Origin of the sequence: Actinomadura meyerae (assembly GCF_900188445.1) — a bacterium.
Taxonomy (GTDB): Bacteria; Actinomycetota; Actinomycetes; order Streptosporangiales; family Streptosporangiaceae; genus Spirillospora; species Spirillospora meyerae.
Genome location: NZ_FZOR01000041.1, coordinates 13311 through 28957, shown reverse-complemented (window position 1 = coordinate 28957; position 15647 = coordinate 13311). Strand labels below are relative to the sequence as shown.

Genomic DNA, 15647 nt, shown 5'->3' with positions numbered 1-15647 from the left:
CCCATGGGAGGGCTTCGCGAGCAGTGGCGGCGCAACGCCATGCGCACCATCCAGGAACGGGCTCTCGACCTCTTCGACGAGCGCGGGTTCGACGCCGTCACGATCGAGGAGATCGCCGCCGCGGCCGAGGTCTCCCCGTCGTCGGTGTACCGCTACTTCGGCACCAAGGAGGGGCTGCTCGTCGCCGACGAGTTCGACACCATGAGCGCGGACGCGGTCGCCGGCATCATCGATCCCGCCGACCCCGTAGGCAGCCTCCTCCAGGCGGTCCGCCGCTACGAGGCGCCGCCGCACGACCCGGACGGGTCCCAGGGCCGGGGCCCCTGGCGGCGCGTGCGCTACTTCTTCACCGAGCCGTCCGTCCGCATGGCGGCCTGCGCGGCGCTCGACCGCGCCGCCCAGCGGGTCGCTCCGCTGCTGGCAGCCGAAAACGCGGGCCTGAGTCCGTCCCAGGCCCGCGTCGCGGCCAACGCACTGGCGTTCGGCTACTTCGCCGCCCTCGAATCCTGGTTCGACGACGGCGGCACCCGCCCGATCGCCGAGTACGTGGAGGAGGGCCTGCGCCCCCTCCGCAGGATCTGGGCGGGTGCCTGACCGGTCAGCGCAGCCCGGCGAAGAAGGTGCGGATGTCGGCGGTGACGTCGCCGGGGGCCTCCATCGCGGCGAAGTGACCCGCCTTGGGGAACTCGCTCCAGTGCACGATGTTCGTGTTGTCCCTGGCGGCGAGGGACCTGATCGTCTGGAAGTCGTCCGCGAACACGGCGACGCCCGTCGGCGCGGTGTTCACCGCGGGATCGGCCTCCGCGCGGGCCTGCTCGTAGTAGTACCGGCTCGCGGTGGCCTGCGTGTTGGTGAACCAGTAGAGGGACACCTGCGTCAGGATCTGGTCGATCGTCACCAGGCTGGTGCCGTTGCCGAACGAGTTGAGCAGTTCGCTGTAGGCGAGCTGCCCCACGGGCGAGTCCGCCACCGCCGCGCCGATCGTCTGCGGGCGGGCGGCGTTCATCGCGTTGTAGCCGCCGACCGACTGGAACCACTGCATGTGCTCCAGCGCCGCGTACTCCTTCGGACCGAACCCCTCGAACTCGGCGGGGTCGCCGGACGGGAACGAGAACAGCTGCAGGACGTGCATCCCGAGGAACCCGGGCGGGCTCAGAAGGCCCAGCTCGCGGCAGACCATCGCGCCCATGTCGCTGCCGTGCGCGCCGTAGGAGTCGTAGCCGAGGCGGCGCATCAGGGTGTCGAGCGTCCGGGCGACCCTCGCCTGCGTCCAGCCGCCGCCCTCCAGCGGCGTGCTGAAGCCGAAGCCGGGGATCGACGGGACGACCACCGAGAACGCGTCCTCGGCCCGGCCGCCGTGGGCGACGGGGTCGGTGAGCGGGCCGATCATGTCGAGGTAGTCGGCGAACGACCCCGGGTAGGTGTGCAGCAGGAGCAGCGGCGTCGCGTCCGCCTCCGCCGACGGCACGTGCACGAAGTGGACGGTCTGGCCGTCGATCTCGGTCAGGTAGTGCGGGAACGCGTTCATCCTCGCCTCGGCCGCGCGCCAGTCGAACGAGCTGCGCCAGTACTCGACGGTCTCGCGCAGGTAGCCGTTCGGGGTGCCGAGCGTCCAGTCGTCGGCCGCCGCCGGCCGGGGCAGGCGGGTGCGGGAGAGCCGCGCGCGGAGGTCGTCGATCTCGGCCTGCTCGATCGAGACGGTGAAGGGACGGATCTCGGTGGAGCCCTGCTTGTTCGTCATGCCCTCACGGTAGGAGCCATATAGGAAGAGTCACTTCCTATATGTGCCGGGATACTGGAGAGATGTTGCAAACGTCCGCGCGCCTGCTGGCGCTGCTCGCCCTGTTCCAGTCCCAGCGCGACTGGACGGGCGGGCAGCTCGCCGAGCGCCTCGGCGTGACGTCCCGCACGATACGCACCGACATCGAGCGGCTGCGCGACCTCGGCTACCCGGTCGAGGCGACCCGGGGAGCGGCGGGCTCCTACCGGCTCGGCGCGGGGACCCGGCTGCCGCCGCTGCTGCTCGACGACGAGGAGGCGGTCGCCGTCGCGATCGGGCTGCGCGCGGCCGCCGGCGTCGGCGGCATCTCCGAGAGCAGCGCCCGCGCCCTGGCGAAGCTGGAGCAGGTGCTCCCGCACCGGCTGCGCCGCAAGGTCCTGGCCCTGCACGAGGCCACGTCCCGTGCACCCGAGAACCTCGACACCGACGCGGCCGACCCCGAGACCGACGGCGCGCTCCTCGCCGCGATCGCCTCCGCCATCCGCGACGGCGTCCAGCTCCGCTTCGACTACGCCACCGCCGCCGAGCCCGCCGCCGACGAGCCCCCGTCCGCCACGGCCGCGCCGCCGGGCCGCAAGCTGGTGGAGCCCTACCGCCTCGTGAGCTGGCGCCGCCGCTGGTACCTCGTCGCCCGGGACCCGAAGTCGGGCGAGTGGTCGGCCTACCGAGCCGACCTGATGACCCTGCGCACGCCCGGCGGACCGTCCTTCACCCCGACCCCGCTGCCCGGCGGCGACTACACCTCGTTCGTCCTGCGGAACGTGGCCGCGACCGGCTGGAAGGTCCACGCCCGCGTGACCGTCCACGCCCCGGCCGACCATGTCCTCGCCCGCATCAACGCGACGGTCGGCCTGGTCGAACCCGTGGCCGCGGACCGCTGCGTCCTGGCCACCGGCGCCGACAGCCTGGAGACGATCGCCGCCTACCTCGGGATGCTCGGCCTCGACTTCGACGTGGTCTCCCCACCCGAACTGCGCACCCACGTGACCGCCCTCGGTCACCGCTACCTCCGGGCAGGCGAGGCCCCCGAGGGCGGCGTGGCATGATCAGCCGAGGCGAAACCGAGGGCAGGGGGCCGCAGTGCGCGACCAGGTTCTGGGAGGCCGCTACCGCCTGGTGCGACGGCTCGGCGAGGGCGGCATGGGCGAAGTCTGGGAGGCCCAGGACGAGACGCTGGACCGCCGGGTCGCCGTCAAGCTGATCTCGTCGCTCGGCGGCGGCGGAAGCCGCGGCGGCGAGGCGCGCGCCCGGTTCCTGCGCGAGGCCCGGATCACCGGCCGACTGCAGCATCCGCACATCGTGACCGTCCACGACCTCGGCGAGAGCGGCCCCGACCACGGCGACGCCCCGTTCCTGGTGATGGAACTGGTCCGGGGCGAGGGCCTGGACGCGAAGCTGGCCAGGGGCGGCGTCACCCTGGACGAGGCGGCCCGCTGGGGCGCGCAGATCTGCGACGCCCTGAGCGAGGCGCACGCGGCGGGCGTGATGCACCGGGACATCAAGCCGTCCAACATCTTCATCACGCACACCGGCGCGGTGAAGGTCCTCGACTTCGGCGTCGCGCGAGCGGCCGACCCGTACGCGACCGGCGACCGCCTCACCCGCACCGGGTTCATCGTCGGCACGCCCCCGTACATGGCCCCCGAGCAGGCGCGCGGCCATCCCGAGCCGGCCAGCGACCTCTACGCGCTCGGATGCCTGCTGTTCGAGATGATCACCGGCCGCCTGCCCTTCCAGGCCCCCGACGGCGTCGGCTACCTGACCGCCCACCTCACCCAGGAGCCGCCCGTCCCCAGTTCGGTGCGGCCCGGCATCCCCGGCACGTGGGACGCTCTCGTGCACAAGCTGCTGAGGAAGGAACCGGCCGAGCGCTACAGGACCGCGGCCGACACGGCCCAGGCCCTGCGGCGGCTCGACCAGCCGGCGCCCACCAGGAGGCTCACCCGGCAGCACGACAGCGCCCCGGTCCCGGCCCGGGACGCGGCCCCGGCCCAGGACGCGGGGATCCCGCCCATCGGCGGCTCCTGGCTGCCGGGCGCGGTATGGCTGCTGACCGTGGTCGCGACCGCGATCCTGGTCTCGATCAATATGAACGGCCGCTCCGACGCCCAAGACGCGGCGACGGGGGCCCTCGTGGTCACCATCGCCACCGCCTGGCTCGTCGGCAATCTCGCGCTCATCGCGCGCCCGCGCCTGCGCGCGGCGGTGACGAGAGTGACCCGGTTCGCCCTCCCCCTCCTCCTGGCCGTGATCTACATCGTGGTGATCGCCGGCACGGTCGGCAGCTACCGGGGAGATTCCCACTACTGGTGGAGACTGGCCATCTCCACCGCCGCCCTGACGAGCCTGCTCGGCGTGGCCGCCGCCCTCACGCCCCGGACCGGATCCTCGACCCGCAAAGCGGGCTACGCGCTCGCGGCCTGCAACGCCATCGCGGTTCTCGACACCGTGATCGCCCCGTGGCAGGTCTCCGTCACCCCCTACATCGCCTTCGTGAACCCGCAACCGGTCACGTGCTCCTCCGCCACCCTGGCCATCACGATGTACTGCGTCCGGGAGATGGCGACCCGCCGGGCGGCGAACGGCCTGCGCCCGTCCACCGTCGCCGCGGTAGCGCGCGTGCGGTGACGCCGGCGTTTCGCGGCCTGCCCGGCCGGACCGATCTCGGACGCCAGCGGCGATCGGGGTCCTTCAGGTCATCCGGGCATGCCACGCGGGAACCCGCATTTCCGGCTCCGTTCGCGCCATTCAACTGATCGACGAGCGGGCCGTCAAGATCGCATACCGCGCGGTTACATCTTTCATGGAATGGTGGTCACCGGCGGGCCCGCGGCTTATTATCGAATGGCTCGGTAGTGACGTGGAACGTGGGTGCCGACGCGGCCCGTGAGGGGGCGGCCACGGGCTATGAACAGGGGACATCCCGAATGAGACCGCCAAGAATGGTCCGCGGCCCGGCGGCCCGGCGATTTGTCGTCGCACTCGCCATTATCGCGCTGGGCGTCTCGGCCGGCCGCGCCGCCGGAGCCGGACGGGTCGAAAATCTGGTCAACGGCCAGCCGTATTTCCTCGCCGTCTCGGCACTGCTCGCCATCGGGCTCTACGGCAGCACCCACGGGATCGAGCACGCGCGGATGCGCGCGGACCTGCGTGTCGTGGTGCTCGCGGTCACCGTGGGCGTGCTGGTCAAGGCCACGATCATCACGCTGGTCATGGTGGCGCTGTTCCCCGGCCCCGAGGCGCTGGTGCTCGGTGTGGCGGTCGCGCAGATCGACCCGCTCTCGGTCGCCGCGCTCCAGCACTCCTCGCGGCTGTCCCCGCGCGGCAAGACGCTGCTGCTGGCGTGGGCGTCGTTCGACGATCCGGTGACGACGCTGCTGACCGTCTACGCGGCGACGCTGTCGGTGGCGGCCTACGACCTCGACCGCACCGGCGAGCTGGCCGCGCTCCAGAGCGGTGGCCTGGGCGGCTTCCTGCTCGGGGTGGCCGCCAACGTCGCCTTCGCCGCGGTGGTGTGCGGAGCGTGGTGGATGCTGCGGAAGTGGCGTCCGGGCACGGTCGCCGGGTTCGCGGCGGGCTGCGGGCTGCTGCTGGCCGCCGGCGTCGTGGCGGTGTCCCAGTTCTGGATGCTCGGTGTGGCGCTCGTCGGCCTCTTCGTCCGACCCGTCCTGGCCAGGGCCCCCGAGGCGTTCGAACGCCGGCTCGGGCAGCTGACGCAGGCCGCCCTGGTGCTCGCCGTGCTCGGCGTCGGCTTCCTGCTGTCGGTGCGGGTGCTGTTCGCCGCCGGGATCGTGCTCGGCGTGACCGCGTTCGCGGCGCACGCACTCGTCAGCCTCCCGCTGACGCGCGGGCAGGACGCCGACGACCGCGCCCAGCTCGCGGTCGCGCAGCAGAACGGCATCACGGCGATCGTCCTCGCGCTCCTGCTCACCCCGCTGTTCCCCGGCGTGGTGGCGACCGTCGCGCCCGCGATCGTCGTCATCAACGCGCTGCACGCCCTCGCCAACGCCGGCTACGCGCGCGCCGGCTCGTGGGCGGCCGTCCGGGACCGGCTCGTCCGGCCGGTCCCGTCCCGCCGGACGACCCGCGCCGGCGCCCCGGAGGTGAGGGCGGCGCGGATGGCGCCGGCTCCACCCGGGCCCGGCGACGAGCAGCCCGTCCACTCCTCCGCGCCCCGCGCCGACCGATGACAGCCCAGCCGCAGCAGGGAGGCGACCGCATGCAGGGCGAGGCGACCGGACCCGCGGAGGTCCAGCGGGTCTGGGACCGGCAGAGCGTCTGGTCGCAGTCCGCCGACCGGCTCAACCGGCTGATCGGCCGGACCCGGCTGGCGAGCCTGGTGCTCGGCGCGGCCGCCGCGGTGATGGGCGCCGCGGCCGCCCAGACGATGGACTTCGGGCTGCTCGGCGAGCTCCTCGCCTTCGGCGCCGCCGTCGCCGCCGCGCTCGTCCCGCTCACCGCGCGGTCCGCGGGTCCGGACGCCGTCCGCGACTGGACGCGCCTCCGCTCCATCTCCGAGGCGCTGAAATCGGAGGTGTACGTCCACCTGGCGGGGGTGGGGAGGTACCGGGGCGCGACCGGCCCCGGCCCCCTGCTGGACGAGGCCGAACGCATCGAGGCCGACGGCGCCGACCTGCTTCCCCGCCTCACCGGCATCGAGCCGGTCACCCGGACACCCCCCGCGGTCTCCGGCATCGGCTCCTACGTCACCGAGCGGATCCAGGGGCAGCTGGACGGCTACTACCGGCCCAAGGCGCTGCGGATGGGCCGCAGCGTCCGGATCGTCCGCCGGATCGAGGCCGCGCTGGGCGCCGCGGGCGCCGTCGCCGGGGCGGTCGCGGGAACCTTCCAGGTGGGGGAGATCGCCGCGTGGGTCGCCGTGTTCGCGATGCTCGCCGCCGCGGTCGGCACGCACGCCGCCGCCGCCAAGTACGAGTACCGGCAACTGGAGTACACCCGGACCGCCGAGCAGCTCACCCGGCTGCTGGCCCGGCGCGAGCGGAACGCCCCGTCCACCGCCGACGACGATGCCTTCGTCGCCGAATGCGAGCTCGTCATCTCCGCTCAGAACGAGGCGTGGATGGCCAAGGTCTCCGGCAACGACGCCCCCGCCCTGCCCTGACTCGTGCTCACTCCGGCCGGGGCTCCAGGTCGGCGATCGCCTGCGCGAGCGTGTTCATCGTCGCCTCCGCCACGGCGACCTTGGCCTGGTCGAGGGTCACGCCGATGAGGGCGGCGTCCCTTCCCAGCCGCCGGTAGTACAGCGCGCCCGCCTCGACGTCGAGGACCACGCGCCGCAGCGTCCCGCCGAGCAGCGGGAGGAGGGTGCGGTCCAGCCGGTGGCTGGTGATGTAGGTCAGCTTGCCGATGCGCTCGTAGTGCTTCCTGCGCTCGTCGTGGTCGGTGTCGACGGTGAGCGCCGCCAGCTTCGGATGCCGGAGCAGGTCTGCCGACCGGACCGGCTCGGCGCCCTCCAGGTACGTCACGAAGTGCAGCGCCTCGGGGCTGAGCGCGGCACGGAAGTGGCCGGCGAGCTCCGCACGGGCCCCGTCGAGCCCGGACTCCTCGATGTACGGCTCGTCGTCGGCCAGGTCGGCCTCCTCGACGTCCACGTCGTACTCGCTGTGCATGCCGCCCGGGTTCAGGTGGCCGCCGTAGCCGCGGGCCAGCCGCACCAGGTCGCACAGGTGCCCCATGGCGGCGTCGGCCTCGTCCGCCGGTGTCTCCGCCAGAGCCGCGCCCACCAGGTACTCCCCGGCGAAGGGCGAATGGTAGAAGAGCGCCCCGTCGCCGACGTCGAACACGCACCGGATCAGGCGCCCGCTCCGGACCGGCACGAACGCCTTGTCCAGACGCGCGACGACGTAGTGCAGCTGCTGGCCGCTGGTGTGCAGCGACTCGCGCTTGCGCTTGGCGTCGTCCAGGGAGTCGATGCCGGGCTCGTCGTCGGAGTCGAAGGTGTCCTGCCAGAACTGCTGGTTGCCCTGGATGTAGTACGCGACGTACTGGACCCTGCGGGTCCTCAGCGTCTGCCAGGCCAGGTCCTTGAGCCTCTCCAGACCGGCCGCCGACCGGTTCGGCTGCCCCTCGGTCTTCTTCAGCCTCGGCCCGTTGCCGTTCTCGGGGACCTCTGTCGTCATCACATACCCCGTTCCGCGTCGCCGCGCCCTTTTCCCACGCTTCTCACGTCGACGGAATCTCAATGTCGATGTCCCTGCGCAGGCCGCTGTCCAGGCCGGTGTCGGCCCCGGTCTTCGCGTCCTCGGTCACCTGCAGGTTGGTGTAGGCGATCTGGCTGAGCGGGTGCCGTTCTCCCAGCCGTTCGCTGTAGCCGGCGTAGGCGTGGCGCTCGTGCTCGCATGCGGCGTCTGCCCTTCCCACGGCGGCCAGGGCGTTGGCGTACCCGATCTCCGCGGCGAGCGTGAACGGGTGCTTCGGCCCGACGTTGACGTCCTCGTGCAGCGCCCGCCACGCCTTCTCGGCGTAGGGCAGGGCCTCGGCGAGCTGTCCGCACAGGCGTGCGTACACGGAGAGGTTGGCCTCGCATGCGCGGGTGAACGGATGCGACTCTCCGAAGCCCTCCCGGTAGAACCGCAGGTTGAGCCGCCCGCGGTCGAGTGCGTCCGCGGTCCGGCCGGAAGCCGCCTGGGTCGCCGCGACGCTGACGGCACAGGAGAGCGTGGCCGGGTGGCGGGGACCGTAGAACTCGCGGCTCCGGTGCCAGGTGCCGGTGAGGGACTCGAGCACCTCTTCCGCCTGGCCGGCGTACCGCCGGGTGACGGCCAGGGCCTGCTCCGCCCGCAGGGCCGCGGGAGTGTTGTCCCTCCCGCTGGAGCGGAGCTCGCCCAGCACCTCCTCGAGATGGCTCACGGCGTTGGCGTAGTCGCCGAGTTCCCGGTAGTCGATGCTGAGCATGACGAGCGTGTGCCAGGTCTCCGGTGCCTGCTCGCCCAGCACCCGGCGCCGTGTCTCGTAGATGGAGCGGTCCTGCTCCAAGGCCGCCTCGATCGCGCCGGTCAACCGGAACGAGACGGCGAGGTTGTTGGCCTCGCGCAGCGTGTCCGGGTGCTCCTCGCCGAGCCGCCGGCGGAACTCGTCCAGCGTTCGCTCGTCCAGCCGCGCCGCCTCGCCGAACCGCCCCTGGGTGCGCAGGTCCGCGCCGGCGGCCCGCCGGATCTTCAGGCCGAGCAGATGGTTGGCCGGCAGGTGCTCCTCGCGCAGCCGCCCGGCCTCCTCGTCCCAGTGGGCGGCCTGGGCGTAGTCGCCCAGCTCGCGCAGCGCGTTGGCGAGCTCCACGAGCAGCTCGAGCCGGTAGCGGTCGCCCTCCGCGAAGTCGTCGGTCCAGCGGGCCCGCAACTGGTCGGCCAGGTCGGCGGCCACCTGCCAGTCGTTGGTCAGGTACAGGTGCCTGACCTGCCGGACGGCCCACGCGCGCACCGGGTCGGCGGCCTTCACCGTGTCGCCGAGCTCGCAGGCCGCCACATGCCGCTGCAACTCCCGGTGGCGCCGTTCCCGGAGGGCGCCGGACGCCTCGTCGCCGGGCACGGCCGCCGCCAGCACGGCCTGCGCCGAGGCGCGGGCCGTGTGCCGCTCCTCCGCCGTCATCCGGTCGCGGACGATCCGCAGCGTGTGCGGGTGCACGCACAGCCGGCCGAGCTGCTGGTCGACCCGGATCAGCGAGTAGCGCTTGAGCGTCTGGACGACCTCGTCGACGGTGACGTCGAGACCCAGGGCCGGGTCGTGCCTCCCGACCTCCTCGCGCATCCCGGCGGAGCGGACCAGCTCCATCGCGACACCGTCCGGCGACAGGTACGCGCAGACGCGCAGCAGCCAGAGCCCCGCCGCCCGCTCGCCGGCGAGGCGGTCCAGGGAGAGCTCCACGGGCCGCTCCTCGCCGGCCGGAACGGTGATCTCGTCCCTGCCGCCGAGTTTGTCGAGGTACTCGTCGACGAGCGTCCTGGGCGTGCGGTCCGTGGGCGGATCCTCCTGGCTCTGCGCCGCCGACCAGGTCGTGGCGACCCATCCCGCCGCCTGGTCGATGGCGAGCGGCTGGTCGTGGAGGCGCTCGGCCACCCGGTCGGCCAGAACCCTGGGGATGTCCGAGTCCCCGATGCGCGACAGGAAGAGCCGGATGCTCTCGGCGCGCTCGAAGCGGCCGACGGGCAGCACGGTGTGCCCGGCCGAGGCCCAGCCCTCGTGCCGGGACGTCACCAGCACGTTGCCCGGCCCACCGGTCGGCATGAGCTCGTCCAGCCCGCGCGGGTCGTCGGCGCCGTCGTAGATCAGCAGCCACCGGTCCGGGCCGTCACCGGCCGCCAGTGCCCGCCGGACCTGGTCGACGGCGTCGTGGGCGTCGGTGGGGGCGCCTTCGCGCAGCCGCGGCAGCAGCTCCGCCAGCTTGGTCCGCACCTGGTGGGCGTCCTCGGCGGGAATCCACCAGATCACGTCGTAGTCGTGGGCGTACAGCCACGCGTACATCGCGGCGACGCTGCTCTTCCCGATCGCCGTCGTGCCCGTGAGCACCGTGGGGCGCCCGGTGCCGCGGTCGCGCACGAGCGCGTCGCGGAGGTCGCGCAGAAGGCCGTCCCGTCCGACGAAGTTCTTCGCGGGCGCGCTGACCTCCCGGACACGCGGGGGGCGCTTCGGGAAGCGGGGCGCGTCCGGCGCGTCCACGTCGCGGGGCTCGAGCTGGTCCAGCCAGGTGAAGGTGGTGAGCAGCTTCCGCCGCACGGCGGCGGCGTCGGCCCCGTGGGGCACCAGGTCGACGTCGACGGCGAGGGCCAGGGACTCGTGGAGCGCGCCCTCCCGGACCCGGACGCCGATCAGCCGCTTGTCGTCGCGTGCGCGGGAGCCCGCCTTCAGGTCCGCGATCAGTGGCCACGCCTCGTCGAACTCGGGCGCCTCCGCGAGGTCCGGCGAGAGCAGCACGATGGTGGTCTCGACGGGCGAGCCCGGTGTGCCGTACGGCCTGACCCGCACCCGCGCACTCCGCAGGACCCACGTGATCCAGTCCGCCCAGGGGCCGTCCGCCACGCAGGACAGGATCGCCACGTCCTGCATGGCCGCCGCGGGCTGGGCGGTCAGGGAACGCTTCAGCGCCATCCGGTCCGGCTCCGGGCGCGCCTTCGCCTTGGTCGCGGGGTCCCCGGTGATGGCCTGGGCGAGTGCCTCGTAGGCCTTGAGCGCCGTCCCCGGCTGGGCGGGGTCCTCGGCGATGGCCGCGATGATCGGGTGCCGCCGGAAGTAGGGCGACTCCGGGACGGTGACGTTGGCCCAGTACCGCGCCCGCTCGCCCTCGCCGGGCACCTGGAGCAGCGGGTCGAACCGGTTGCGGGCGAAGCGCTTCATGCCGTCGAGGGTGTTCCGGTCGTCCCACATCGGCACGGGTAGCACCCGGACCGGGCCTTCGGGGCGACGCTCGGTGAGCCGGCGCAGCGTCCGCGTCAGCTCGGCGGCGATCTTGATCTCCTGGGCGTAGCCGAGTTTGAAGCAGGCCACCAGGACGTCGGCGAGGTGGGTGACGCCGTGCTGGGTGACGGTGGGCCGCCCCGAGAGGCTGTCGAGCAGGACGTAGTCGTACCCGCTCTCCGCGAGTTCGGTGCGCAGCGATGCGAGGAAGTGGCGGCCGGGCCGGCTCTCGACGAACAGTTTCCAGTCGAAGCTCTCCGTCTCGGCCCAGTACCCGTCGTCGGAACGCCGGCCGGGGCCGAGGTAGGCGAGCTTTCCCGCGAGGCCGGAATCGAGCCCGGCCGGGGACCAGCCGAGGGTCAGGATGTGCCCGCCGATCCGCCCGTGCCGCTCCCACAGCGCGCCGAGATCGGAATCGCGAGCGGAGTCGTGCCGCGCGACGTCCCAGTAATCCCGCACGACATCGAAGATCCCCGGCTGCTCATCGGGGATCTCCTCGCTGGGAAAGAATCCGGCGAGATATTGATCGACAGAAGGCCGCTGCGCGCCGATGGCCCAGTCGGCGACGAGCACGTTGTGGCCGTGGTCGGCCAGAATCCACGCCGTGTTCGCCAGTGCCATGGAGCAGCCGATTCCCGGCTGTCCGCCGTGGAATGCGACGATCTTTCCGCTGGATGCCGCGGCGGGCACCTCTTCGCGCCGTGGAGTCACCCTAGCCCCCACTCTGGGACACAAGTGTACAACCGCTGAGAAATGCTACGGATAGCACATGGTATATCCACTCTGCGCCCCTGCCTCACCTCTTGGCGTGACATTCATTCAAACGATCACGTGAGCCCAGTTTAGGGCTGTCCCAAAACCGGTGAAACATGACCGCATCAGGCCGAATTGGGCTGGTTTAGATCGCTGATGTGCGGTGATGGCCAGACTTTTATGACCCGCCAATGGTCTTCTCCGCACTTCGGGGCGGCCATCGGCGTCTCATCCCTTACGATGAGAACGAAAAGTCAACGGCCGTCCCCGACCCTCCGTCCCGGACTCCGCGCGGGGCTCGCCCCGGGCAGAGGTGTTCTGCGCATGCGAGGTGACGTGAAGACCTACTTCTTCACTAGCTACGCCCGGGGTGCGGACAGGGCGTGGGTCGGCCGCTTCCACACCGACCTCGAACGCGAGGTGCGCGTCCGGCGCGGCCTGTTCGCCGAGGGATGGCTGGCCGAGGCCGGGGGCGCGGACGTCCACGGCGCGGCCGAGTCCGCGGCGATGGTCGCGCTGATCTCCGCCGACTACCTCCGGGATCCGCACTGCGGCCGCGAATGGGCGATCTTCGAGGAGCGGCTCGCGACCCACCGGCCTGCGCGCGACCTGTGCCTCATACCCGTCCGGTGGCGGCCGATCGACGCCGCCGACGTGCCGACGATCATGCGTCCGATGCCGGAGGCCTGGACCGCCGCGGCCATCGAGCCGGCCACCCGCGCCGGAGTGCTGGAGCTCATGCGCACCCATCGGCTGGACGGGGAGGACGGCTACTACGCCGTGGTGCGCGCGATCGCGGCGCGGGTCTTCGACGCCGAGAGCGCCGGCCTCGCACCGCTCGACCCCGCGGCGGCCGCGGCCACCGGGCCCGCGTTCGGCGTCCGCTCCGCGGACCGCACCACCGAGCCGGTGGCGGTGCGCGCCGAGGCCGACGACCCGCCGCGCACCGTGGCGATCAGCTACGTCGGGGCCGACCTGCCCTGGGCCGAGTACCTCGGCAACCTGCTGCGCACCTACGACTACGACGTGGAACTCGTCCGCTGGAACGCCGGACGCAGCGAGCCCCTGCGCGTCTCCGTCGACCGCGCCCGCGGCAGCGGTGAGCGCGTCGTCGCCGTGCTCTCGCAGAACTACGTCGCCCCGCACATGGAGGCGCTGGTGCGGGAGGAGGACCTCGGCTGGGAGGAGGCCCTGACCGCGCCGCCGGGAAGCGGCGTCCCCGTGATCCCCGTCCAGGTCGACAGCGGCCCCCTGCCCGGCGGCCTCAGCAAACGCGCCATCCGCATGCACGGCCTCAGCGACGCGGTGATCAGGACGTTCCTCGACGCGGTCCGAAGACGCCCTGCCTGACCGCGGCCCCATGACCCTCTACTCCCCGAGCCTGCCCGAACCGCTGCGCCTCCCCGGCACGCCTCCGCCGGTCTGCCGCCGCGGCCCGCGCGACCCCCATTTCACGGGCCGCGACGACGAGCTGGAGCAGGTCGGTGAACTGCTCGCCACGGAGCGGGTCCTGGTCGTCGACGGCGACGGGCTGGAGCGGTCCGGCAAGTCCGCGTTCGCCCTGGAGTACTGCCACCGCTTCGGCCAGCGCTACACCATGATCTGGTGGTTCGACTGCCGCGCCGAGGACGGCCTCGACGCGCAGGTGGACGCCTTCCGGAAGCAGGCGGGGGACGCCGCCGGGACGGAGCGGTGGTGGCTGAGCGTGTACGACGGCGTGCGGTCAGCCGCGGACCTGGACGGGCACCTGCCCGACGGACCGGCGCACGTGCTGCTGACCTCGCATGGCGCCCATGGGCCCCGCGACCGGGGCGTGCCCGGCGTCCGGACGTTCCCGCTGGGCCCGTTGACCCTCGCGGAGTCCATCATCCTGCTGATGCGGAAGGCGCCCGAGCTGGACCCGGCGCGGGCGAAACGGCTCGCCGAGGCGGTGGGCCACCGGCCCGCGCTGCTCAGCGAACTGGGCGACCTGCTGCTGGGGAAACCGGATATCGACGTCGACACCTGCCTCGCCCTGATGAGGCTGGGCCGCCGCATGCCCGCCCTCGGCGCGACCGTGCCGCCTCCGCGTCGTCCTCCCCCGGACGAGCCACGCCCCCCGGGCGAGCAGCCGGTTGTGGCCGAGCGGCCGTCGCCTCCCAAGGTGGAGATGGCGTACAAGACCCAGCTCGTCAACGCACTGGAGGAGGTTCAGCCTCTTTCCGATCAACTCTCCGAATGGGTCGCGGAGATCGAAGACATGTTCGGGAAGTTGGGCGTCCGGCGCTCCGCACCACGGGCGACACTCGTCAATATGACCAACCGCGCTCTCCGGCACGAAGACGCGCGGATGCTCGAAGCGATGCTCGAAGCCCTCCGCCTCGTCGTGCCCGAGAACGAGCCCGGGGTGTCCCGGGTCGCCGAGCTCATCGACCAGATCAAGCGCATCCGCTATCCCTGATCGTTCGCGACCTCTGGAGCCTCATGTCCGAGACGCCCTACGCCTTCTTCGTCAGCTACGCGCGCCACGTGGACCAGGACCTCGTCGCCGGGTTCTTCGACGATCTGGACGTGGAGGTCCGGCTGCTGCTCGGCCGCGACCGCAAGGACGCCGGCTTCCTCGACCGCGAGGGGCTGTATCCGGGTGACGACTGGGAACGGGTCCTCATCGAGCGGGCCCGCACCGCGCGCTCCATGATCGCGCTGCTGTCCGCCGACTACGGCAGGAGCCGCTGGTGCGGCCGCGAATGGGGCATCTTCGCCGCGCGGATCGAGCGGCTGAACGCGCCGCCCGGCACGGCGCGCACCCGCTGCCTGATGCCGCTGCGCTGGTCCGGGGCGACGAAGCCGCCCGCCGCGGTGGCCCGGCTCCACAGCACCCACCGGAGCCTCGGCGACGACCTGCTGATCGACCTCAAGCGAGCGGGCGGCGACCGGTACCGCGGCGCGGTGGGCAAGATCGCGCGATGGATCGTCGAGGCCGACGCGCTCGCGCTGCCGCCGCTCGGCGAGGCCGAGGCGCGCGCGGTGCCGCCCGCGTTCGGCGACGCCTCGGCACCGGCCTCCCCGCCGCCGGCCCCGATCGCGACCCCCGGGCGCGTGCCGATACAGCTCAAGGGGCGCCTCGTGAACGCCCTGTACATGGTGGACCCCATCCGGTCGGGCGAGGTCGGGGGGCTGATCCGGCTGATCGAGGACGATGTGGGCATGCTCGACATCCGCGGCAGCAGCACGAGGGACCGGCTCGTCAACCTGGTCCAGCGTGCTCTCCGGCACGAGGACGCGTCGATGCTCGACGCCCTCGCGGACGCCCTCCTGGCCCAGGCGCCCGAGAACGATCCCGCGCTGCCGCGCGCCGGCGAGCTCATCCGGCAGATCAGGGCCATCCGCTACCCCTGACCCGGCCCCCGGCGGCGCGGCGCATTAACGCGTCATTGCATATCGTCCTCGAACGCGGACTGGAAAGCGGCGACCGCATCGAATGAGTTTGTGTCAAGTGACACAAAGAAGCGGTCCAGGGCGCGTGCCAGCACGGAATCTCCGAGATCATCCAAGGCATGCAGGGGGATGGCGCTGACATCGAGCAGAAGATCGGGCGAGTCGCCTCCGTGATCGGGCATGGGTGCACCTCCGAATTAGATGTTATTTTGTGGTGGGGGCTCACCGCGACGGACTATCGGGTAAGGGGCGGTCCGTTTTCGCCCGGAACGAAGGGCGAAGCGGCCGC

Annotated in this window: 12 protein-coding genes; 8 read left to right on the top strand and 4 right to left on the bottom strand. The window is 72.4% G+C overall.

Annotated elements, in window-relative coordinates; all coding sequences use genetic code 11:
• Positions 1–3 precede the first annotated feature (3 nt).
• Positions 4–594 carry a TetR/AcrR family transcriptional regulator gene (locus CHF16_RS31425; RefSeq protein WP_089329792.1) on the top strand — a complete coding sequence of 197 codons (591 nt, stop codon included), beginning with the start codon at positions 4–6 and terminating at the stop codon, positions 592–594.
• Between the two features lie 4 nt (positions 595–598).
• Here CHF16_RS31425 and CHF16_RS31420 read toward each other — a convergent pair whose 3' ends face one another.
• Entirely contained in the window at positions 599–1741 is a 1143-nt protein-coding gene (locus tag CHF16_RS31420) for an epoxide hydrolase family protein (RefSeq protein ID WP_089329791.1), read from the bottom strand.
• Positions 1742–1803: 62 nt separating this feature from the next.
• Here CHF16_RS31420 and CHF16_RS31415 point away from each other — a divergent pair, with 62 nt between their 5' ends.
• The 4 genes from CHF16_RS31415 (at position 1804) to CHF16_RS31400 (ending at position 6902) form a co-directional block, all read left to right on the top strand.
• Entirely contained in the window at positions 1804–2826 is a 1023-nt protein-coding gene (locus CHF16_RS31415; RefSeq protein ID WP_089329790.1) for a helix-turn-helix transcriptional regulator, read from the top strand.
• Between the two features lie 34 nt (positions 2827–2860).
• Complete coding sequence (locus CHF16_RS31410) at positions 2861–4408, top strand: serine/threonine-protein kinase (RefSeq protein ID WP_218826931.1); 1548 nt, start codon at positions 2861–2863, stop codon at positions 4406–4408.
• 314 nt (positions 4409–4722) lie between these two features.
• Positions 4723–5970: a hypothetical protein gene (locus tag CHF16_RS31405; protein WP_089329789.1), complete on the top strand. Its 1248-nt coding sequence runs from the start codon at positions 4723–4725 to the stop codon at positions 5968–5970.
• A gap of 29 nt (positions 5971–5999) precedes the next feature.
• Positions 6000–6902: a DUF4231 domain-containing protein gene (locus CHF16_RS31400; protein ID WP_179271793.1), complete on the top strand. Its 903-nt coding sequence runs from the start codon at positions 6000–6002 to the stop codon at positions 6900–6902.
• Positions 6903–6909: 7 nt separating this feature from the next.
• On the opposite strand, the gene CHF16_RS31395 is transcribed toward CHF16_RS31400, so the two are convergent.
• Together CHF16_RS31395 and fxsT are read right to left on the bottom strand one after the other, a co-directional pair.
• Positions 6910–7920 carry a hypothetical protein gene (locus CHF16_RS31395; RefSeq protein ID WP_089329787.1) on the bottom strand — a complete coding sequence of 337 codons (1011 nt, stop codon included), beginning with the start codon at positions 7918–7920 and terminating at the stop codon, positions 6910–6912.
• A gap of 43 nt (positions 7921–7963) precedes the next feature.
• Positions 7964–11809 (bottom strand): FxSxx-COOH system tetratricopeptide repeat protein, encoded by a 3846-nt coding sequence (gene fxsT, locus CHF16_RS31390; RefSeq protein WP_089329786.1) that lies wholly within the window; start codon positions 11807–11809, stop codon positions 7964–7966.
• A gap of 456 nt (positions 11810–12265) precedes the next feature.
• Between fxsT and CHF16_RS31385 the strand changes: the two genes are divergently transcribed.
• Genes CHF16_RS31385 through CHF16_RS31380 form a run of 3 tightly spaced genes read left to right on the top strand, consistent with a single transcriptional unit; the run spans position 12266 to position 15319 of the window.
• Positions 12266–13291, top strand: coding sequence for a toll/interleukin-1 receptor domain-containing protein (locus CHF16_RS31385; protein ID WP_179271792.1), 1026 nt, complete (start codon positions 12266–12268; stop codon positions 13289–13291).
• A gap of 10 nt (positions 13292–13301) precedes the next feature.
• Positions 13302–14381: a hypothetical protein gene (locus tag CHF16_RS40555; protein WP_179271791.1), complete on the top strand. Its 1080-nt coding sequence runs from the start codon at positions 13302–13304 to the stop codon at positions 14379–14381.
• Between the two features lie 23 nt (positions 14382–14404).
• Positions 14405–15319 carry a toll/interleukin-1 receptor domain-containing protein gene (locus CHF16_RS31380; RefSeq protein WP_179271790.1) on the top strand — a complete coding sequence of 305 codons (915 nt, stop codon included), beginning with the start codon at positions 14405–14407 and terminating at the stop codon, positions 15317–15319.
• 32 nt (positions 15320–15351) lie between these two features.
• Here the strand turns inward: CHF16_RS31380 and fxsA are convergent, their stop codons facing one another.
• Complete coding sequence (gene fxsA / locus CHF16_RS31375) at positions 15352–15540, bottom strand: FxSxx-COOH cyclophane-containing RiPP peptide (protein WP_089329783.1); 189 nt, start codon at positions 15538–15540, stop codon at positions 15352–15354.
• Positions 15541–15647: the final 107 nt, after the last annotated feature.

Excerpts from the sequence above, each read along its gene's own strand:
- CHF16_RS31425 (WP_089329792.1), top strand. The coding sequence starts at position 4 with ATGGGAGGGCTTCGCGAGCAGTGGCGGCGCAACGCCATGCGCACCATC.
- CHF16_RS31420 (WP_089329791.1), bottom strand. The coding sequence starts at position 1,741 with ATGACGAACAAGCAGGGCTCCACCGAGATCCGTCCCTTCACCGTCTCG.
- CHF16_RS31415 (WP_089329790.1), top strand. The coding sequence starts at position 1,804 with ATGTTGCAAACGTCCGCGCGCCTGCTGGCGCTGCTCGCCCTGTTCCAG.
- CHF16_RS31405 (WP_089329789.1), top strand. The coding sequence starts at position 4,723 with ATGGTCCGCGGCCCGGCGGCCCGGCGATTTGTCGTCGCACTCGCCATT.
- CHF16_RS31400 (WP_179271793.1), top strand. The coding sequence starts at position 6,000 with ATGCAGGGCGAGGCGACCGGACCCGCGGAGGTCCAGCGGGTCTGGGAC.
- CHF16_RS31395 (WP_089329787.1), bottom strand. The coding sequence starts at position 7,920 with ATGACGACAGAGGTCCCCGAGAACGGCAACGGGCCGAGGCTGAAGAAG.
- fxsT (WP_089329786.1), bottom strand. The coding sequence starts at position 11,809 with ATGGCACTGGCGAACACGGCGTGGATTCTGGCCGACCACGGCCACAAC.
- CHF16_RS31385 (WP_179271792.1), top strand. The coding sequence starts at position 12,266 with ATGCGAGGTGACGTGAAGACCTACTTCTTCACTAGCTACGCCCGGGGT.
- CHF16_RS40555 (WP_179271791.1), top strand. The coding sequence starts at position 13,302 with ATGACCCTCTACTCCCCGAGCCTGCCCGAACCGCTGCGCCTCCCCGGC.
- CHF16_RS31380 (WP_179271790.1), top strand. The coding sequence starts at position 14,405 with ATGTCCGAGACGCCCTACGCCTTCTTCGTCAGCTACGCGCGCCACGTG.
- fxsA (WP_089329783.1), bottom strand. The coding sequence starts at position 15,540 with ATGCCCGATCACGGAGGCGACTCGCCCGATCTTCTGCTCGATGTCAGC.